Genomic DNA, 19,515 nt, shown 5'->3' with positions numbered 1-19,515 from the left:
CGCGGCTTGCATCAGAAGCGCCAGATGACGTCGACGATGGCGCGGTGCATGTAATCGTCTACACCGCTGTGGTACGCATCGCCCGGTTTGAACACGCCTGCACGCAGACGAATCAGCGCCGACGGTTCGTCGAACGACTGGCTTACCGCAGCAGGCAGCAGGCCTTGCTTGAAGTACTTGGTGACGACGAGGTCCATTTCCTGGCCCAGGTCCTTGCGGCCGTCTTCGAGGGGCAGCGAGGCAAATGTGCTGACGCCATCGTCATCGACATTTTCCTGAGCAGGGTTGATGCCCGCGCCGCCGATGCCCGAATGGCCGTCGACGCGACGGAACTTGTGGTAGATCAGCGAGGCGTCGTACTCGTCCTGCATCTGCCAGGACGCGAACAGCGAGCCCGACTCTACGTTGGCCATTTCGCCCTGGAACGCTTCACCGAAGCGATGCACGCGCGAGCGGGTACCGGTCCAGTTCGAGCGGTTGCTTTCCAGACCGTTCTGCTCGTAGTTCTTGCTGGCGCGGGAGTAGGCGCCGCCCACTTGCCACATCGGGTCCAGTCGGAAACGCAGGCCCAGGTCGGTGGCCCAGCCGTTGACGTTTTCGCTGTTCTTCTCACCGGCTACGTACTGATCTTCGGCCGCGTTGTAGGTGGTGCCGATGCGGTCACGATCGCCGGTCAGCCAGGTCAGGCTGCCCCAATAGTTGACGGTGTTCAGGTTGCGGTAGTTGTACGCGTCGCTGTTGGCCTGCAGACCCAGCCAGGTCAGGTCGCCACGCGAAGTCTTGTCCAGGTCGTCGATGGCTGAGCCCTGTTGTTTCAGGCTGCCGCCGTCATGACTGTGGTGCGCACGAACGCCTGCCCATTGGCCTGGCGTCCATTGGTATTCCACGTCGCCATACAGGTGCGAGCGATCCTTGTCCTGTGCCGACAGCTCGGTCAGGTCTGTGCGGTATTCGCTGAAACGCTGGGCGGCGCCCACTTCTGCCTTGAGCAGGGTGGTGTCGAAGGTCCAGTTCACCGCTTCGATGTTGGTGTCGTGCCACTGACCGTCGTCATTGCGCAGACGCTGACGACCGACTTTCAGGATCTCGCCAGGGTAAGGCGTGAAACCGCTGTAGCCGATCCAGAATTCGCGCAGGGCAGCGTAGCTGTCATCCACTTTGCGGCTGTTCGACGTGCTGCGCGAACGCTGGGCGCTCTGGCCGTTTGCGTCAGTGACCTGCTGATCCAGCGGGTCGGTCTGAATGGTGTCGGTAGCGGTGACTACCTGGCCCATCGCGTAACCGCTCCAGTTGCCCCACTCGCCATAGGCCCACGGACGCAGATCCAGACCGACACCGTTGACGTCGCCACCGCTGCGGGTGCCGAGGTCACGGTCGTCTTCCATCTGGCCGGTCGCTTTGACTTCGATGCCGAAATTCTGAGTGTCGGTCAGGGCTGCCAGTGTCGGCGTGGCCCAGATCAGGGAGAAGCCCAGACCGAATCCGGCCGCCATCAGAGGGTTCAACTTAAGCTTCATAGAGGTGCGTCCCCGCCGTCTTTTTCTTCTTGCAGTGTCTGCAAGGCCAACGCGTTTTGCGCGGTTGTGCCGCGGACCTGCTGTTCTCGCTGGAGAAGGCTCTGCGCCTGGGCGCGCTTCTCAGGCGGCAATTGTTCGTTCAGTTGTTGCGCAAGATCCGTCGCTTGCGGCGTGCCCTGAGCCAGTGCGAGCTGACCGAAGACCCATGCGTTGACCGGATCAGGCTTGATACCTTTGCCTTGCGAGAACAACTGCGCGAGGGCGAAGTCGGCACTGTTCTGGCCACCGCGTGCGGAGGTCAGCAACTGGTCGACAGCTTTCTGCGGGTCTGGATGGCCCAGATAACCCCGGCGATACAGCTGACCCAGGTAGTAATGCGCGGAGATTTGCGTCGCAGCGGCCTTGGTCAGGTGCTCTTCGGCTTTCTTCGCATCCGGCAAGACCAGCTTGCCTTCGTAATACAGCTTGCCCAACAACAGTTCGGCGCGCGGTTGATCCGCAGCACGGCCGTTGTCCAGGTATTCCATCATCTTGTTGACGTCGCCCAGTTCGGGGAAGTCGTACAGCAACTGCGCCAGGCTGACCCACGAAGCGGGGTAACCGGGGGCGACTTTCTCCAGCAGCGATTGCGCGGTCTTTTCGTCCGGCTTGCCGATTGTCGAATCCGCCAGCACGCGAGCGACGCTGTCGACACGCATGGCAGGCACGCTGCCCATGGCGTAGCCGCTTTGCATCTGCTCGATCAGCGCAGCCTGTTTGTCGGCTTCGCCACGCTTCTGGTAGACCGTCGCCAGCTCGGTGTAGCAAACGTCGGTGGTGCGCAGGGCTTGCTTGCAGATGCTTTCGACTTCAGCCAGATGCTGGTCGTAGGTGCCCTGTGTGCGATACAGCAGCACCTGGGCCAGACCCGCTTCCGGGTAACCGCCAGCGCGCCATTCGTTGATCTTCTGCTGCGCGTTCACGTTCGGGAACGTGTGCGGGTATTGCAGATAGAGCATCGCCAGCGGAATCAGCGTGCCGGCTTCGCCATTGGCGAAGGCCTTCTTCAGCAGACCTTCGGCTTCACGTTGCTCGGCTTCGGTGGAGTTCGGCTTGACCGCCAGCAACTTGCCCAGGCGCGATTGCGCCCGAGGCGAAGTGGCGGCTGCAGCGCGATACGTTGCCTCGGCCTGCTTGATCAGCTCCGGGTCGCGGGTACCCACCTGGATATCCGCGAGGCCGACCTGTGCATCGCTATAGCCCAGGTCCGCCAGTTGCCGATAGTTTTGCTCCGCCAGCGCGGTGTCGCCGCGTTTCAGGGCTTCGTTGGCCAGGCGCTGATCGGGCAGGCCGGCACAGCCGCCCAAACCGATAGCGATCGCCAGGCTCAACAATGTAGGGGCTGACAAGCTTCGTAGTGGGCTAGCCATGTTTAGAAACCTGCCGCCGTGGCTTTATCGATCAACCAGTTCAGCGACGGGCCACGAGTGCTCACCACTTCAACCGGGCGACCTGCCAGATTGCTGTTGATGGCTTCGTCAGGCTGGATCTGAACGCGGATGTCGGAAGACAGGTCTGCAGGGCTCAGAGCCGTGGCGCTGACGATCTTGCCGCTGTGGTCGCCGTCTTCGCCAGCGACCTGGAAGGTCACGCGAGCGCCCGGTTGTACGTCGGCGAACTGACGATAGGTGAAGCGAGCATCGACATTGGCGGCGACGTTGCGCGGGACCATCTGGAAGATCACTTGACCTTTGCTGGCGTATTGACCGTCGGCGACCAGTTGCTTGGCCACGACGCAATCGCAAGGGCTGGTCATGGTACCGGCCAATTGACGACCGAACAGTTCTTCGATCTTGGCCGGCTGCATTTCGTCCGGGTCCAGGTTGCCTTTCAACATGTCCAGCATGCTGGTGTTGAAGGTCGCCAGCGGAGCGCCTTTGGCGACGTTGCCGTTAGGGGCGACCAGGCTGGTCACAGTGCCTTCACGTGGCATGGTGACATCCAGGCTCGGCACGCTGACCAGGCCCGACGTGGAGTGGCTGACAAAGTACATGCCGTAGACCGATTTGGCGACGAAGCCGAACGCAATCACACCGACCGCGAAGATGCCGATGCTGAAGGTCACGGCACGCAGACGACCGAACGCGCTCAGGCCGCTGCCGCCGTCCTTGGATTTGCGTGCCTTGGTGAAGTTATCGCGCTGCAGGGTCGCCAGCACTTCGCCCATGCTGATGAGATCGCCCGACAGATGCGAAGTGATCAGGTGACGCAAGGTCGAGATGTCCTGCGATTCCAGATTCTGGAACTGGCAGCCGACCCGGCCGGTGCTCGAATCGATGGTGCGCACCTGCAGGTCGACGTCCATGGCCAGACCGAGGTTGTCGATCAGGAACTGCAGACGACCCTTGATGACCTCACCGACGGCTGGACGCAGGTTGGCAGGCGCTACAAAGCTCAGACCGCCTGCGGAAAGGTCCTCGACACGCACCAGCGGGGCGTTCGGCTGACCATTGAGCAGTCGCAGTTTGGCCGGGATCTTGACCCGTGCGTGCTGACGCTGGGCTTCGGATTCATGTACGACATTGGCATTCACGGCTGTATTCATGGTGGTAATTCCTGATTAATCGAGTTGATCCATTGTTTCGGTCAGAGGCCCGGTCAGACCATTGTCAGCAGCACGGCAACGAAGATGCTGCCAGCCGAGAAAGTCATGGTCCGCGACGACCAGGTGTTGAACCAACCCTGGAAGCTGGCCATGTCGCGGCTCAGTTTTGTGTCCTGGCGGGTCCAGGACTGTCGGTCGAGACGGAAGAAGACGTAGATCTTCATCAGTGCGCCAACGATCTGGTTGTAATAGAGAATCATCGGATAGGCCGGCCCGATCTTGTGGCCGCTGCACGACAGCAGCAGCGTCAGGATCAGACGGGTGATGCCAATCCAGAGCAGGTACGCCAGCAGGTATTCGATACCGAACTTCAGGCTCGCCAGCATCGCGACGGTCAGGCCAAGGATCGATGTCCACATCGACACGCGCTGGTCGAACAGCACGATGCTGGTGAAGACCCCGAGACGACCAACGCCCAGACCCAATGCACGGGAGTTCTGCCGAAGGTTGTTGCCGTACCAGCGGTACATCAGCTTGCGGCTGGCCTTCAGGAAGCTTTTTTCCGGCGGGTGCTCAACGGTGTTGATCGCGGCATCCGGCACGTAGAACGTGTCGTAGCCCAGGCGCATCAGGCTGAACCAGCTGGACTTGTCGTCGCCGGTCAGGAACTTGAAGCGGCCCAGACGCCAGTGCTGCAGCGAGTCGCTTTCCACGTCGGCGATGAACGCCGGGTCCGTCACCACGGTGGCGCGGAACACCGACATACGGCCGGTCATGGTCAGCACGCGCTTGGACAGCGCCATCGAGCACATGTTGATGTGACGCTGAGCGAAACGCAGCTTGTGCCACTCGCTCATGATGTAGCCGCCGCGGACTTCACAGAACTCGTTGGTGGTCAGGCCGCCGACGTTGCCGAACAGCTGGAACCACGGCACGGTTTTCTGCACCACGCCTTCAGCCAGAACGGTGTCACCGTCGATCACCGCAACCACGGCGCGGTCGTCCGGCATGTGGCGGGAGATGGCGCGGAAACCGAACGCCAGGCCGTCACGCTTGCCGGTTCCGGCAATGCGCACGAAGTCGAGCTTCACGTGCTCCGGCGGGTTGTATTTGGCCCACAGTGCCTTGACCAGCAGCTCGTCGGACATTTCCACCAGGGAGCACACGATGGTGGTCGGGAAGCCGCATTTGATGGCTTCGCGAATCACCGAGCTGTACACCTGAGCGGTGGTCAGCGCATCGATACGAAAGCTGGTGACCATCAGGAACACGTGGGATGGATCGGCTGCCTTGCCCAGCTTGCGCACTTTACGGCGCAGGTGCGGGTAGACGATGTACAGGAAAATCATGCCGCGCACGAAGTGCGTTGCGCCCATCGAGTAACGCCAGATGCCGACGATACCGATCAGGAAAATAAAATCTTTGGAGTGCGAGTCAAACAGCGATGCAGGCAGCGCCATGGCTATGGCCGCCAGCAACGTCAGATAAAACAGCCAACCTGCGGCCTGGAGGAAGCCGTGCTTCAGCCTTTGCATAGTGTGTATCCCTAAGTCAGTTGCAACCTCAAGCCGCAAGCTTCAAACCTCCAGTCGCTGGCGCTGACGCCCGGGACTGGAGGGATGAAGCCTGAAACTTGCAGCTCGTGGCTTGCAGCTCGCTGTGTGTTACCAGCAGATACCTTCGATTTGACCGTTTTCGGTGGTGGTGCCTTTCATGAAGCCCACCAGGTCAATCACACGCTTGCCGGCTGGCGCGTTGTTGGCGAGTGCACGGAAGCGCTCGTCGCGGTTACCCAGGATGATCACGTCGGAGTTGTTGATGACTGCGTCGAAGTCCGAGTTCAGCAGGGACGATACGTGCGGGATCTTGGACTCGATGTAGTCTTTGTTGGCGCCGTGAACTCGAGCGTATTCGACGTTGCTGTCGAAGATGCTCAGGTCGTAGCCTTTACCGATCAGCATTTCTGCCAGCTCGACCAGTGGGCTTTCGCGCAGGTCATCGGTACCGGCCTTGAAGCTCAGACCCAGCAGGGCGACTTTGCGAGTGTCGCTGGCGGCGACGATGTCGAAAGCGTTCTGAACCTGGGAAACGTTGCTGCGCATCAGGGAGTTGAGCAGGGGGGCTTCAACATCCAGAGAGCTGGCGCGGTAGGTCAGGGCACGGACGTCTTTCGGCAGGCAGGAACCGCCGAACGCGAAGCCTGGGCGCATGTAGTACTGCGACAGGTTCAGAGCCTTGTCCTGGCAGACCACGTCCATCACTTCACGGCCGTCGACGCCGACTGCCTTGGCGATGTTGCCGATTTCGTTGGCGAAGGTGACCTTGGTCGCGTGCCATACGTTGCAGGTGTACTTGATCATTTCGGCAACGGCGATGTCCTTGCGGATGATCGGTGCGTCGAGTTCTTCGTACAGGGACTGCAGAACGTCACCGGACGCCTTGTCGAATTCGCCGATAACGGTCATTGGAGGATGGTCGTAGTCGGCAATCGCGGTGCTTTCACGCAGGAATTCAGGGTTGACCGCGACACCGAAGTCGACGCCGGCTTTCTTGCCCGAGCAGTCTTCGAGGATCGGGATGACAACGTTTGCGACGGTGCCCGGCAGAACGGTGCTGCGCACGACGATGGTGTGACGGGTGCTCTTGTCACGCAGTACGAAGCCGATTTCGCGGCAGACCGATTCAATGAAGTCCAGCTCCAGATCGCCGTTCTTTTTGCTTGGCGTGCCGACGCAGATCATCGACAGGTCAGTGTCGCGAATGGCGGCGGAGAAGTCTGTGGTGCCGCGCAGTTTGCCGGTCTTGATGCCGGTTTCCAGCAACTCGCCCAGACCTGGCTCAACGATTGGCGACTTGCCTTTGTTGATCAGATCGATCTTGGCGGCGGAGATGTCCACGCCAACAACATCATGACCACGCGCCGAGAGGCAGCCTGCGCAGACTGCACCGACATAGCCCAAACCAAAGATGCTGATACGCATAGTAATCTCCTCGATGTTTACGCCATTAGTTGGCCGAATATAAAAACTGTCTTACAACTTTTGCGCACTCGTACGCACGGCAATGAATGTCGCGTGACAAGCACAGGCAGAATTAAGGGGTGAGTTACCTATATGAAAGGCAAACCCGAATGTTACAGATCAAAAGTGTCGAGTAGCCCATACATATTTATATAGGTTCCCGATCTGGGATGTGGCAGGCACTCCAGCGGATGGTTTGCGCGTCGTGCTCAGGCGGTCAAGGACAAGGCTTTTAGCCGTCTCCCGATGAATCAGCCCCGATTCACGACTGCGGGCACCCGAATGGTGCTAGCTCAATTCACTTCAACTAGTTTGGTGCGTGACTCCTTGTACGTACCACTTGACCGACGGGTCTAACTTCGTTGAGAAGCAACTTCCAGATCTGTCCATGTGCCATGTAAGAGATGTCCTACATGGGGGACGAGAATTGTTACGGGATGTAGGAGCGTGGGCATTCCCCATAAGTTCCGGGCCGCTCGTCCTCTTTTTGAGATTTTTCGTAACACTAGGCGGTTTTCAGCAGGATCCAACGTGGGGCCAAACAAGGTTTGAGCCTTAGTTTGTAAGGCTTTGGCCGACGTGCAGACTGGAGTGCCACTCGTTCAAATCAACGTGCGGAAATCTGCAAAAAAAGTTGTTAAATTTTTGAGAAAAAAAAGAGCACTTAGTTTCTGACTGTTAGTTGGCGCCAATTAGTCGGCAGCACTACCGTTCGTCCGCGCAAACTGCAGGTTATGAACTAAGTAAGTGTGGGAATTTGCGAGCGGAGTCACTGTTAATCTTTACTTTCGGTTGGATGGATAGACGCATTCGAATGATGGGACCAACCGATGCGCACTAAAAATGCAAGGCAGGTGTCCTGAGAAGTGCACCGAAGTGGGATTGAATGACGTCGCGGCGCCCGTCAACGATTGAAGACGGGCGATGCTTACTTGCGAGAGGACGGGTAGATGCAGGTCAGGCGTCTTGCTCATCGCGCAGGAAGATGAGCTTGTCCAGGGAGGACAGCTCTTTGCTGTATCGATAGCCGTGAGCATCGAACTGCGTCAGGTCTTTGGGCTTGCTGATACGCTCGGAAATCACGAAGCGAGTCATCATGCCCCGGGCTTTCTTGGCGTAGAAACTGATGATCTTGTACTGACCGTTTTTCTGGTCGCGGAACTCGGTTTCGATCACGCGGGCATTAAGTGCCGGACGCTTGACCGCTGAAAAGTACTCGTTCGACGCCAGGTTGAGCAGCACATCGTCGCCTTGTTCTTTCAGCGCTTCGTTCAGCCACTCGCTGATGCGGTCGCCCCAGAATGCGTAAAGGTCCTTGCCCCTGGCATTGGCCAGCTTGGTGCCCATTTCCAGGCGATAGGGTTGCATCAGGTCCAGAGGACGCAGCAATCCATAAAGCCCGGACAACATACGCAGGTGCTTTTGGGCGTACGTCAGATCGGGTCCGCTCAGGGTGTCGGCGTCGAGACCGGTGTACACGTCACCCTTGAATGCAAGCAGCGCCTGTTTGGCGTTTTTTGGGGTGAACGCCGGATTCCAGCTGCCAAAGCGGGCGGCATTGAGGCCGGAGAGCTTGTCGGACAGATGCATCAGCTCACCGATCTGCGCCGGGGTCATGTCGCGCAGCTGGTTGATGAGCTCCTGAGAGTGATCCAGAAATTCCGGCTGGGTGTAGCGCTTGGTGGTGGGCGGTGTTTCAAAATCGAGGGTTTTGGCTGGGGAAATCACCATCAGCATGGGCAGGTCTCCTTTGATCGTCGGGCGATTCTAGGGGTTGCGTGCGGATCACTCCAGCTATGGTGTCGATAGGCGCGCTCCTGCCGCAGCGGTGCCGGAATCCGGCATTCTGGCCCAAGGCAAATCCGCTATAGTGCCTCGCCGGTTTTCGGCCTCTTTATCAAGGATTGGGAGCACGTCGTGTTGCGCATGCTGTTATTGATCGGAGCCTGTTTGCTGGGGCTCAACGCACAGGCGGCCACGGGCGATATTGCGATGCTGGATCGCGCAGTCTGGCCGGAGGCTCTCGAAACGCCGCAGCTGTTCGACGTGGCGTCTCGTGCGCAAATTCTCAGCTTCGCCCATCAGTTGCTGGAAAGCGAAAACCTCAGCGACGCCCAGCTGAGCGCGCGTCTGGGCCTGCGGCAGATCAACCTGCCGACGGTGAACCTGATCCGCACACGGCTATGGACGCGGCTGTTCGAGAACTGGACATTCGCCGAAAAAACCTGTGAAGCCGACGCATCATTCTGTGTGCTGGTTGACGACGTGCCGATGCTGCGTCAGCGCGCCGCCGAATACAAAGTGGCCGATGACTCCTTCTATGCGAAGTGGGCTGCGCCGGCCGATGCCTTCAACCAGCGTTATCTCAACGAACTGTTGCGCATGGCCGCCTTGTTCCCGCAGACCAGCAGCGAGATCGAGCGCTACAACTCAGACGAACTCAGCGGCGAAGAAATGCCCGACAGGACCTTCCTGCTCAATTTCGAGAGCGGTCCGACCGTTGCTGACGGGGCGACTGACTGGCTGGCCGACTTCATGCGCCAACAGAAGATCACCGCCACGTTCTTTGTGCTGGGCAAGGCCCTGCAAAGTCGTCTGGACAGCACCTCGCCCCAGGCGCTGCAAACGCTCTACCGCCAGCAATGCGTCGGCCTGCAGGGCTGGGAGTTCAGATCCCACGCCCACTGGCGCGACTGGCAAGACTCCATCGAGCGCACCGCCGCGCTGGTTCAGCAGCTGCTACCGGACAATTTCGTGCCGCTGTTCCGCCCGCCTTACGGCCATCGTCGTGCCGACAGCGCGCCATTCTTCCGCGACCAGCAGCTGCGAGTCTCTCTGTGGAACATTGATTCCCAGGACAGCACCGGACGCATCAGCGCCGAGCAGGCTGCCAACCGGGTGCTCACGCTGATGCTGCTCTGGCGGCGCGGCAATGTTGTGTTTCATGACAGCACGGACAAGCCGCAGCAGGCGGTGCCATGGCTGATGGCCAATACCGCGCAAAGCGGCGTGATGTGGGAAGACTGCCATATCTATCCGCAGCAGTTGGCGGACGAAGAAGATGCACCGGATGAGGAGGATGATACGCCCGACGATGACGGCGCAGACGAACCAGCCGAGCAGCCGGGCGCAGCGGTTGAGCAGACGGTGCCGCCAGTGAAAGAAGGGGAACAATGAAAGGGTAGGTGGGAAATTTCTGAGGATTTGTCCCGGACCGGACTTCCGACTTTAAACGCGGCTGATCCATCCGCCAAGGGCTAATTGTCCCCCCGAGAAATAAACTTCAAAAAGCGCCGAAACGCGTTTTTATGTCATCGGTTTTGCGGTATTACGACAACAGACCGCCGAACCCTGCAACACAGGTGGCGTCATTCCAGACCCCACTTTGCGCAATTTTCTCCTGCCTCAAGGGGAAAGCCTCGGCGGCCTTTTCGTGGCGCAGCATCGCTGTGTGTTGCGTCACTTGGCTACTACAAAGGTGAGCGAGTATGGATGACCACGGACGCACCCCTTCCTCTAACCAGCCAATCCTTTACGTGCTCGATACCAACGTATTGATCCATGATCCAAACGCGCTTCTGAATTTCGAAGAACATCACGTTGCACTCCCCATGACAGTCCTGGAAGAACTGGACAAGCTCAAGGCGGGCAAGCACTCGGTGGCTGCTGAATGTCGGCAGGCGATCCGGTTGATTGACAAGACACTCGGCGAAGCGACCCCGGAGGAGGTTGAAAAAGGCGTACCGATCGATCGCGGTACAGGCGTATTCAAGGGTTATCTATCCATCCTCATGAACAAGCGGCAAGAACCCAACCGGGTGCTGCCTGACAACCTCAATGACAACATCATCATCAACCAGCTGATTGACCTGCATGCGCGGAAAAAGGACACGCGCATCGTACTGGTCACCAAAGACATCAACATGCGCCTGAAGGCGCGAGCCTGCGGCATCGAGGCCGAGGACTACAGCACCGACCAACTGGTCGACGACGTGTCGATGCTGTCCCGCGGTTACCACACCATGACCGGCTCTTTCTGGGACCGGGTGAGCAAAGTCGATACCCGCCAGGATCATGGCCGTACCTGGCACAAAGTGCAGATGATCGAGCAGATTCCGTCTGTGCACATCAACGAGTTCATCATCGATGAGCAAGGCTTCGTCGGTTGGGTCAAAGGCGTCAAGCCTGACGAACTGCTGTTGTTGGACATGCACCAGGAGCCGCTGCTGCACCAGGAAGCGTGGGGACTGAAGCCGCGTGACATCTATCAGGGGCTGGCGCTGTTTGCGCTGCTCGATCCGGACATCCATCTGGTCAACCTGTCCGGCGCGGCCGGTTCGGGCAAGACCATTCTTGCCCTGGCCGCTGCCATCGAGCAGACCATGGTCAGCAAGCGTTATCGCCGCATCATCGCCACCCGAAGCGTGCAGGGGCTCGACCAGGAGATCGGCTTTTTGCCCGGCACCGAAGCAGAAAAAATGGAGCCATGGCTCGGCGCGATCACCGACAACCTGGAAGCCTTGCACATGGATGACGAAAACACCCATGGCAGCGTCGATTACATCCTGAGCAAGGTGCCGCTGCAGTTCAAATCCCTCAACTACATTCGCGGCCGAAGCTTCCAGCAGAGCCTGATCCTGATCGACGAATGCCAGAACCTCACGCCGCACCAGATGAAAACCATCATCACCCGTGCCGGCGCGGGCTCTAAAGTGGTCTGCCTGGGCAACCTGGCGCAGATCGACACGCCTTATCTGTCGGCCACCAGTTCGGGGCTGACCTACCTGACGGAGCGTTTCAAGGACTTCCCCAACGGCGTGCACATCAGTCTGCAAGGTGTCCCACGCTCGATCCTGGCTGAATACGCGGAGAGCCATCTCTAAAAGGTTCAAGCGTCAAGCCTCAAGCTGCAAGCTCGCGCTGACTCAATGTCGCTAGCTTGTAGCTTGTAGCTTGTAGCTTGTAGCTTGTAGCTTGTAGCTTGTAGCTTGTAGCTTGCAGCTTGTGGCTAGCAGTCCTAACTCCCTACAATCTCCGCTCCTGTTCAGGAGTCATCCCGTGCTCACTCATCTCGATTCCCAAGGTCGCGCCCACATGGTCGACGTCACTGAAAAAGACGTCACGTTCCGTGAGGCGGTGGCCGAAGCGCGCGTGCGCATGCTGCCCGAAACCCTGCAAATGATCGTCGCAGGCGGGCATCCCAAAGGGGACGTATTTGCCGTCGCGCGCATCGCCGGCATCCAGGCCGCGAAGAAAACCAGCGATCTGATTCCCCTCTGTCATCCGTTGATGCTTACCGGTGTGAAGGTCGAACTCACCGCTGAAAGCCCTGACACCGTGCACATCGTTGCGCGCTGCAAACTCTCCGGCCAGACCGGGGTGGAAATGGAAGCGTTGACCGCCGCCAGCATCGCCGCCCTGACGATCTACGACATGTGCAAGGCGGTTGACCGCGGCATGACCATCGAACACGTGCGGCTGCTCGAAAAGCTCGGTGGCAAGAGCGGACACTTCATCGCCGACGACCAGGTGATCGCCCAATGACCATTCACGTACAAGTCCAATATTTCGCGCGTTTTCGCGAAACCCTCGGCACCGAGAGCGAGAACCTCGAAGGCTCATTCGCCACCATCGACGCCGTGCGTCAGCATTTGCTCGAGCGCGGCGGTGTGTGGGAAGTGCTGAGTGAGAAAGGCATCATGTGCGCCCGCAACCAGGAGCTGTGCTCGCTGGACACGCCCGTCGAACCGGGCGATGAGGTGGCGTTCTTTCCGACCGTCACCGGAGGCTGATATGGCCGTTCGAGTACAAGCCGCCGCGTTCGATCCGGGCGCGGAAGTCAATGCCATGCACGACGCCAACGTCGGCGTGGGTGCGGTGGTCAGCTTTGTGGGCTATGTGCGGGATTTCAACGACGGCCGTGAGGTCGCGGGGATGTTTCTCGAGCATTACCCCGGCATGACCGAGAAGGCGCTGGTTAAAATCGCTGATGAGGCGCAGCAGCGCTGGCCGTTGCTCAAGCTGGAAGTCATTCATCGCGTGGGCGAGTTGGAACCGGGCGAGCCAATCGTGTTCGTCGCGGCGGCCAGCGCCCATCGCCAGGCCGCGTTCGAGGCCTGTGATTTCGTCATGGACTACCTGAAAACCCGCGCGCCGTTCTGGAAGAAGGAAAACACTTCAGAAGGGCCGCGCTGGGTTGAGGGCCGCGACAGCGATCACATGGCTGCAGATCGCTGGAAATAGGCTGCGGGCTCAGCATTCGCAGGTGCGTGGCGTCATTCCGCCGCAGGAATCGCTCGCTGCACGCGCACCACCGGCCGTAGCAACACGGTCGGCGGCGTTTCGCAGCTGATCTTGCGGCCCAGCTTCTCTTCGATCGACGGCAGCTGATACGAATCGTCTTCCCCGGCGAAGCTGATCGACACGCCGTCTGCGCCGGCACGACCGGTCCTGCCGATGCGGTGCACGTAGTCGTCCGGGACTTCCGGCAGGGTGAAGTTGATCACGTGGCTTATGCCGTCGATGTGAATCCCGCGACCGGCGACATCGGTGGCCACCAGCACGCGAATCTTGCCTTCGCGAAACCCTTCCAGCGTCTTGATGCGCTTGTGCTGCGGCACGTCGCCTGACAACTGCGCGGCATTGATGCCGTCACGCACCAGACGCTCTTCGATGCGTCGCACTTCATCCTTGCGGTTGGCGAACACCATCACCCGTTCCCAACCGTGGTCGTTGATCAGGTTGAACAACAGCTTGTACTTGTCAGCGCCGGCCACGGCATAGATGTGCTGCTCGACCGTGTCGCTGGCGACGTTCAGGGATTCGATCTCGACGATCGCAGGGTCCGTCGTCCACTGCTTGGCCAGGTTCATCACGTCTTCGGTGAAGGTGGCGGAGAACAGCAGCGTCTGACGCTCGCCCTTGTGTGGGGTCTGGCGAATGATCGAGCGGACCTGAGGGATGAAGCCCATGTCGAGCATGCGGTCGGCTTCGTCCAGGACCATGACCTCAACCATGTCCAGGTGCACTTCGCCGCGCTGGGCGAAGTCCAGCAGACGGCCTGGCGTGGCAACCAGAATGTCGCAGTGGCGGGCTTCGAGGTGCTTGAGCTGCTTGTCGAAATCCATGCCGCCCACGAACGTCATCACGTTGAGGTCGGTGTACTTGGTCAGCGCCTCGGCGTCCTTGGCGATCTGCACCACCAGTTCGCGGGTCGGCGCAATGATCAGCGCCCGGGGTTCACCCATGTAGCGCTCTTTCGGCGGAGGCGTCTGGGTCAGCTGAGTGATGATAGAAATCAGGAAGGCGGCGGTCTTGCCGGTGCCGGTCTGGGCGCGGCCGATGGCATCGCGGCCTTTGAGGGTGTAACCCAGAACGCCGGCCTGGATTGGCGTGCAGTACGGGAATCCCAGGTCCTGGATCGCGTGCATCAATTCGGGGGCGAGGGGGAAATCGTGGAAACGGGTTTTGCCTTCCAGTGGTTCGACGACGAAGTCTTCGGGTTTCCAGGGAACGACGACGGGCTTGGGCGCACGTTCTCGGCGCGGGCGTTCAGCCCTAACGGGCGATGTAACGGCCGGTGCGGTGGCTGCCAAATGCTCGGGCGCAGGCACGTGCACTTCTGCTGCTGACGGTTCCCGCGAGACGCTTTCGGTCTGGCGCTGGGGGACGGGTAGGGGAGCAGCAGGCGCGAGCGGCTCAGCCTCGCTTTTTCCGAACATCTTTTTAAGTGCTTTGAGCACGGTGATCTCATCGATAGATTTAGGAATGTACGCCGGGGAGTGTAAAGCAAGAACCCGGCGCGGCGTAGTGTCCTAGCAAATCCGCAACGTAATTGGAAGGATCAAATGAGTGGACTAGCGAAGCTTATCCGCGAGCCAGACACCTATGTCGGAAATTTCCTGCGGTAACACTTCGTGCTCCATTGGGTATTCCTGCCATGTCACGGTGACGCCCTGAGCCTTCAAATGCTCGTAAGCCGCTTGCCCCATGGCGTGCAACACCACCGGGTCATTGCTGCCGTGCAAGCAATAGGCCGGGATGCGTTGCTGGCTGGCGGACAAGCTCATTTCGTCGCTGAAAGTCGGTGCGTACGTGGACAGCGCAAGTACGCCGCCGAGGGGGCCTTCCCAGCGCAGGAAGGCGGTGTGCAACACCACGGCGCCGCCCTGGGAAAACCCTGCCAAGAAGACTCGGGCCGGGTCTATGCCGCTGTCCCGTTGCTGTTCGATCAGCTTGATGACGTCTTGCGCCGAGCCTTCCAGCTCGCCGCTGTCGATGGCGCGGGCCGGGCTCATGGCCTTGATGTCGTACCAGCTGGGCATCGCGTAGCCGCCGTTGATGGTGACGGCCCGGGTCGGCGCCTGCGGCAGAATGAACCGCGTGGTCTTCAGGGTCTTCTGCAGCATCTCGGCCACCGGCAGGAAATCGTAGCGATCAGCCCCCAGGCCGTGCAGCCAGATGACGCAGGCGTCGACTGCCAATTCCGGCTCGATGATCAGCGGTTCAGTCATGTGTGCTCCATTAGTGTGCGGCACCTCTGGCACAGCGCTTTAAGGCGGTGCGTCAGCTCGTGTGCGGGTGAATGAAAGATGTCGCAAGGTTACAAGTTTTGATCTTGACCTGTCGCTAATTCGACATTGCCAGCATGGTGGTACGGGCTTTGCTACACAACCCGCGGAGTGAAGGCGCTCACCTCGGGCGGTAACACTAATAGGCTATCAAGCAGACAGCCGCGTGTTGCGTCAGAGGCAGCATGGAATCATCGAGCAGGATTCCCGGCACGATTCGCTTTGAACCTCGGGGTTCAAGGACATCATGGGGCTTCAGTCTGCTGGACTCGCAACATGCTGAACACGCGATGACCAGATGCCTGGCGTCGGTGGCGGTAAACGGGTTCAACGTCGCATGACCCAAAAACAAGCCAGCACGGGTCATGAATGCCTCACAAGGGTGCGACGGGGCTAAGGCTCCCACACAACAAAGAGCAAACTGGAGGTTTGAATGAAGATGTTGAAATCCACCCTGGCTGTAGTGGCCGCCGCTGCAGCGCTCGGTCTGACCGGGTTCGCTCAAGCGGGTGCCAAGCTGGACGCCATTCAGAAGAAGGGCTTTATTCAGTGCGGCGTCAGTGACGGTCTGCCAGGCTTCTCGGTTCCGGACGCAAGCGGCAAGATCCAGGGCATCGACGCCGACTTCTGCCGCGCTGTTGCTGCCGCGGTGTTTGGCGACGCGACCAAGGTCAAGTTCAGCCAGCTGAACGCAAAAGAGCGTTTCACTGCGCTGCAGTCCGGCGAAATCGACATCCTGTCGCGTAACACCACCTGGACCAGCTCCCGTGACGCGAGCATGGGCCTGGTCTTCCCGGGCTTCGTGACCTATTACGACGGCGTTGGCTTCCTGGCCAACAGCAAGCTGGGCGTGAAAAGTGCCAAGGAACTGGACGGCGCGACCATCTGTATTCAGGCCGGTACCACCACTGAGCTGAACGTGTCGGACTACTTCCGCGCCAACAATCTCAAGTACACCCCGATCACCTTCGACACCTCCGACGAAAGCGCCAAGTCGCTGGAATCCGGTCGTTGCGACGTACTGACCTCCGACAAATCCCAGCTCTACGCACAGCGCTCCAAGCTGGCCTCGCCGAAGGACTACGTCGTTCTGCCTGAAACCATCTCCAAAGAACCGCTGGGTCCTGTTGTCGCACGTGGCGATGAAGACTTCAGCACCATCGTTCGCTGGGTGGGCTACGCGCTGCTGAACGCGGAAGAAGCAGGCGTGACGTCGAAAAACGTTGAAGCCGAAGCCAAGTCCACCAAGAACCCGGACGTCGCTCGTCTGCTGGGTGCCGACGGTGAGTACGGCGGTCAGCTGAAACTGAAGAAAGACTGGGTCGTGCAGATCGTCAAGCAAGTCGGTAACTACGGCGAAATCTTCGAGAAGAACCTGGGCGCAGCCACTCCTCTGGAGATCGCTCGCGGTCAGAATGCTCTGTGGAACGCTGGCGGCATTCAATACGCACCACCAGTGCGTTGATTGACCTGCACCCGGCTGCGTGAATCGCAGCCGGGCGCTTTGTTGCATTTCTTCCGGGGCACTCCATGCAAAATCAAATCAGCGCACCCAAGCAGAGGCTCAGCCTCAGCGACCCTAAAGTGCGTGCGTGGCTATTTCAGATAATTACGGTTGTCGCCGTAGTCGCGATGGGTTGGTATCTGTTCGATAACACCCAGACCAACTTGCAACACCGGGGTATCACCTCAGGTTTCGGTTTCCTTGAAAACAGTGCCGGCTTTGGCATCGCGCAGCACCTGATTCCGTTCACGGAGTCGGACACCTACGCGCGGGTTTTCCTGATCGGTTTGCTCAACACGCTGCTGGTGACGTTCATCGGCGTGATCCTCGCGACCCTGCTGGGCTTCATCGTCGGCGTCGCGCGCCTGTCCAACAACTGGATCATCAACAAGCTGGCGACGGTTTACGTTGAAGTCTTCCGTAACATTCCGCCGCTGCTGCAGATCCTGTTCTGGTACTTCGCCGTGTTCCTGACCCTGCCGGGGCCGCGGGCTGCCCACGGGTTTCTCGGCTCGTTCTTCGTCAGCAGCCGTGGCCTGAACATGCCGGCCGCGATTGCCACCGATGCGGCGTGGCCTTTCGTGATCAGCGTGGTGCTGGCCATTGTCGCCATCGTGCTCATGGCGCGCTGGGCGAACAAGCGCTTCGAAGCCACGGGCGTACCGTTCCACAAGTTCTGGGCAGGCCTTGCGCTGTTCATCGTGATCCCGGCGCTCTGCGCGTTGATCTTCGGTGCGCCGGTGCATTGGGAAGTACCCGAGCTAAAAGGCTTCAACTTCGTGGGCGGCTGGGTGTTGATCCCTGAACTGCTGGCCCTGACCCTGGCCCTGACGGTCTACACGGCGGCATTCATCGCCGAAATCGTGCGTTCGGGCATCAAGTCGGTGAGCCACGGCCAGACCGAAGCGGCACGTTCGCTGGGCCTGCGTCCAGGGCCGACGCTGCGCAAGGTCATCATTCCGCAGGCGCTGCGGGTGATCATCCCGCCATTGACCAGCCAATACCTGAACCTGGCGAAGAACTCGTCGCTGGCCGCCGGTATCGGTTACCCGGAAATGGTTTCGCTGTTCGCCGGTACCGTGCTGAACCAGACCGGTCAGGCGATTGAAGTCATTGCCATCACCATGAGCGTGTACCTGGCGATCAGTATCAGCATTTCCCTGCTGATGAACTGGTACAACAAGCGCATTGCGCTGATCGAGCGGTGAGGAAACGCGCATGACATCCCATACTTTCAAACCCGACATGCCACCGCCGAGCAAAGTCTTCGGCCCGGTGGCATGGATGCGCCAGAACCTGTTCTCGAGCTGGATCAACACGCTGTTGACCCTGTTCGCGATCTACTTGATCTGGCTGGTTGTTCCACCGCTGCTGAGTTGGGCCATCTTCGATGCCAACTGGGTCGGTACCACGCGCGAAGACTGCACCAAGGCCGGCGCCTGCTGGGTGTTCATCGAACAGCGCTTCGGCCAGTTCATGTACGGCTACTACCCGCAGGCACTACGCTGGAGGGTTGATCTGACCGTCTGGCTGGCGATCATCGGCGTCGCGCCGCTGTTCATCAAAGTGATGCCGCGCAAGGCGATCTACGGCCTGTCGTTCCTGTTTATCTACCCGATCGTTGCGTACTTCCTGCTGCACGGCGGCGTGTTCGGCCTCGACCTCGTTGCGACCAGTCAGTGGGGCGGCCTGATGCTGACCCTGGTGATCGCCACGGTGGGTATCGCCGGCGCCTTGCCGCTGGGCGTGATCCTGGCCTTGGGGCGTCGCTCTGAAATGCCGGCCATCCGCGTGATGTGCGTGACGTTCATCGAGTTCTGGCGGGGCGTTCCGTTAATCACCGTGCTGTTCATGTCGTCGGTAATGCTGCCGTTGTTCCTGCCTGAAGGCATGAACTTCGACAAACTGCTGCGCGCACTGATCGGCGTGATTCTGTTCCAGTCGGCGTATGTGGCCGAGGTGGTTCGGGGCGGCATGCAGGCCATTCCAAAAGGTCAGTACGAAGCGGCTGCGGCCATGGGCCTCGGCTACTGGCGGCGCATGGGGCTGGTGATTCTGCCGCAGGCCCTGAAGCTGGTCATTCCCGGTCTGGTCAACACCGTGATCGCGTTGTTCAAGGACACCAGTCTGGTGATCATCATCGGCCTGTTCGACCTGCTCAACAGCGTCAAACAAGCTGCCGCCGACCCCAAGTGGCTCGGCATGGCGACCGAGGGTTACGTGTTCGCGGCCCTTGTGTTCTGGATCTTCTGTTTCGGCATGTCCCGCTACTCCATGCACTTGGAGCGTAAGTTGGACACAGGCCACAAGCGTTAGGAGT

At 59.6% G+C, this 19,515-nt stretch carries 15 protein-coding genes and 1 pseudogene; 8 read left to right on the top strand and 8 right to left on the bottom strand.

What is annotated here, in order from left to right; translation table 11 throughout:
• Positions 1 to 11 precede the first annotated feature (11 nt).
• The 6 genes from ABEH28_RS19495 to yaaA form a co-directional block, all read right to left on the bottom strand.
• Positions 12 to 1,517: an alginate export family protein gene (locus ABEH28_RS19495; protein ID WP_192171835.1), complete on the bottom strand. Its 1,506-nt coding sequence runs from the start codon at positions 1,515 to 1,517 to the stop codon at positions 12 to 14.
• Complete coding sequence (algK, locus tag ABEH28_RS19490) at positions 1,514 to 2,926, bottom strand: alginate biosynthesis TPR repeat lipoprotein AlgK (protein ID WP_133772048.1); 1,413 nt, start codon at positions 2,924 to 2,926, stop codon at positions 1,514 to 1,516. Before algK ends, ABEH28_RS19495 begins: the two co-directional genes overlap by 4 nt.
• A 2-nt stretch (positions 2,927 to 2,928) precedes the next feature.
• Positions 2,929 to 4,101, bottom strand: coding sequence for a PilZ domain-containing protein (locus ABEH28_RS19485; protein ID WP_192171834.1), 1,173 nt, complete (start codon positions 4,099 to 4,101; stop codon positions 2,929 to 2,931).
• 53 nt (positions 4,102 to 4,154) lie between these two features.
• A complete protein-coding gene (gene alg8, locus ABEH28_RS19480) occupies positions 4,155 to 5,636 on the bottom strand; it encodes a mannuronan synthase (RefSeq protein ID WP_192171833.1) in 1,482 nt (493 codons plus the stop codon).
• Between the two features lie 129 nt (positions 5,637 to 5,765).
• The gene (locus tag ABEH28_RS19475; RefSeq protein WP_192171832.1) at positions 5,766 to 7,082 is read right to left on the bottom strand and encodes a nucleotide sugar dehydrogenase; all 1,317 of its coding nucleotides are present in this window, start codon (positions 7,080 to 7,082) and stop codon (positions 5,766 to 5,768) included.
• Positions 7,083 to 8,078: 996 nt separating this feature from the next.
• Positions 8,079 to 8,858 (bottom strand): peroxide stress protein YaaA, encoded by a 780-nt coding sequence (gene yaaA, locus ABEH28_RS19470; RefSeq protein ID WP_192171831.1) that lies wholly within the window; start codon positions 8,856 to 8,858, stop codon positions 8,079 to 8,081.
• Between the two features lie 183 nt (positions 8,859 to 9,041).
• On the opposite strand from yaaA, the pseudogene ABEH28_RS19465 reads away from it, so the two are divergent.
• From ABEH28_RS19465 to moaE, 5 genes and pseudogenes are all read left to right on the top strand, one after another.
• Positions 9,042 to 10,148, top strand: a pseudogene (locus tag ABEH28_RS19465) (polysaccharide deacetylase family protein); the annotation flags it as partial.
• A 461-nt stretch (positions 10,149 to 10,609) separates the two neighbouring features.
• Positions 10,610 to 12,004 carry a PhoH family protein gene (locus ABEH28_RS19460; protein ID WP_065991946.1) on the top strand — a complete coding sequence of 465 codons (1,395 nt, stop codon included), beginning with the start codon at positions 10,610 to 10,612 and terminating at the stop codon, positions 12,002 to 12,004.
• A gap of 175 nt (positions 12,005 to 12,179) precedes the next feature.
• A complete protein-coding gene (gene moaC, locus ABEH28_RS19455; protein ID WP_192171830.1) occupies positions 12,180 to 12,665 on the top strand; it encodes a cyclic pyranopterin monophosphate synthase MoaC in 486 nt (161 codons plus the stop codon).
• A 2-nt stretch (positions 12,666 to 12,667) separates the two neighbouring features.
• Positions 12,668 to 12,913 (top strand): MoaD/ThiS family protein, encoded by a 246-nt coding sequence (locus ABEH28_RS19450; RefSeq protein WP_346630880.1) that lies wholly within the window; start codon positions 12,668 to 12,670, stop codon positions 12,911 to 12,913.
• Position 12,914: 1 nt separating this feature from the next.
• Positions 12,915 to 13,364 (top strand): molybdopterin synthase catalytic subunit MoaE, encoded by a 450-nt coding sequence (gene moaE / locus ABEH28_RS19445; protein ID WP_346630851.1) that lies wholly within the window; start codon positions 12,915 to 12,917, stop codon positions 13,362 to 13,364.
• Between the two features lie 32 nt (positions 13,365 to 13,396).
• Here moaE and rhlB read toward each other — a convergent pair whose 3' ends face one another.
• Positions 13,397 to 14,863, bottom strand: coding sequence for an ATP-dependent RNA helicase RhlB (gene rhlB, locus ABEH28_RS19440; protein WP_346630850.1), 1,467 nt, complete (start codon positions 14,861 to 14,863; stop codon positions 13,397 to 13,399).
• A 114-nt stretch (positions 14,864 to 14,977) separates the two neighbouring features.
• On the bottom strand, positions 14,978 to 15,634 hold the full coding sequence (locus ABEH28_RS19435; protein ID WP_346630849.1) for an alpha/beta fold hydrolase: 657 nt from the start codon (positions 15,632 to 15,634) through the stop codon (positions 14,978 to 14,980).
• Between the two features lie 490 nt (positions 15,635 to 16,124).
• Between ABEH28_RS19435 and ABEH28_RS19430 the strand changes: the two genes are divergently transcribed.
• The 3 genes from ABEH28_RS19430 to ABEH28_RS19420 all read left to right on the top strand — a co-directional run bounded on the left by ABEH28_RS19430 (position 16,125) and on the right by ABEH28_RS19420 (position 19,511).
• Positions 16,125 to 17,156, top strand: a complete 1,032-nt coding sequence (locus ABEH28_RS19430) for an amino acid ABC transporter substrate-binding protein (protein WP_346630848.1) — start codon at positions 16,125 to 16,127, stop codon at positions 17,154 to 17,156.
• A gap of 65 nt (positions 17,157 to 17,221) precedes the next feature.
• Positions 17,222 to 18,403: an amino acid ABC transporter permease gene (locus tag ABEH28_RS19425; protein ID WP_192171825.1), complete on the top strand. Its 1,182-nt coding sequence runs from the start codon at positions 17,222 to 17,224 to the stop codon at positions 18,401 to 18,403.
• A gap of 10 nt (positions 18,404 to 18,413) precedes the next feature.
• Positions 18,414 to 19,511, top strand: a complete 1,098-nt coding sequence (locus ABEH28_RS19420) for an amino acid ABC transporter permease (RefSeq protein WP_346630847.1) — start codon at positions 18,414 to 18,416, stop codon at positions 19,509 to 19,511.
• Positions 19,512 to 19,515 lie beyond the last annotated feature (4 nt).

This window comes from Pseudomonas sp. Ps21-P2, from assembly GCF_039672565.1.
In the GTDB taxonomy this organism is placed as follows: Bacteria; Pseudomonadota; Gammaproteobacteria; order Pseudomonadales; family Pseudomonadaceae; genus Aquipseudomonas.
The sequence above is the reverse complement of the archived record's forward strand: the minus strand, read 5'-3'. Positions and strand labels throughout refer to the sequence as shown.

Bases quoted from the DNA above. Each gene is read 5' to 3' on its own strand.
- ABEH28_RS19495 (WP_192171835.1), bottom strand. From the start codon at position 1,517: ATGAAGCTTAAGTTGAACCCTCTGATGGCGGCCGGATTCGGTCTGGGC.
- algK (WP_133772048.1), bottom strand. From the start codon at position 2,926: ATGGCTAGCCCACTACGAAGCTTGTCAGCCCCTACATTGTTGAGCCTG.
- ABEH28_RS19485 (WP_192171834.1), bottom strand. From the start codon at position 4,101: ATGAATACAGCCGTGAATGCCAATGTCGTACATGAATCCGAAGCCCAG.
- alg8 (WP_192171833.1), bottom strand. From the start codon at position 5,636: ATGCAAAGGCTGAAGCACGGCTTCCTCCAGGCCGCAGGTTGGCTGTTT.
- ABEH28_RS19475 (WP_192171832.1), bottom strand. From the start codon at position 7,082: ATGCGTATCAGCATCTTTGGTTTGGGCTATGTCGGTGCAGTCTGCGCA.
- yaaA (WP_192171831.1), bottom strand. From the start codon at position 8,858: ATGCTGATGGTGATTTCCCCAGCCAAAACCCTCGATTTTGAAACACCG.
- ABEH28_RS19460 (WP_065991946.1), top strand. From the start codon at position 10,610: ATGGATGACCACGGACGCACCCCTTCCTCTAACCAGCCAATCCTTTAC.
- moaE (WP_346630851.1), top strand. From the start codon at position 12,915: ATGGCCGTTCGAGTACAAGCCGCCGCGTTCGATCCGGGCGCGGAAGTC.
- ABEH28_RS19435 (WP_346630849.1), bottom strand. From the start codon at position 15,634: ATGACTGAACCGCTGATCATCGAGCCGGAATTGGCAGTCGACGCCTGC.
- ABEH28_RS19430 (WP_346630848.1), top strand. From the start codon at position 16,125: ATGAAGATGTTGAAATCCACCCTGGCTGTAGTGGCCGCCGCTGCAGCG.
- ABEH28_RS19425 (WP_192171825.1), top strand. From the start codon at position 17,222: ATGCAAAATCAAATCAGCGCACCCAAGCAGAGGCTCAGCCTCAGCGAC.
- ABEH28_RS19420 (WP_346630847.1), top strand. From the start codon at position 18,414: ATGACATCCCATACTTTCAAACCCGACATGCCACCGCCGAGCAAAGTC.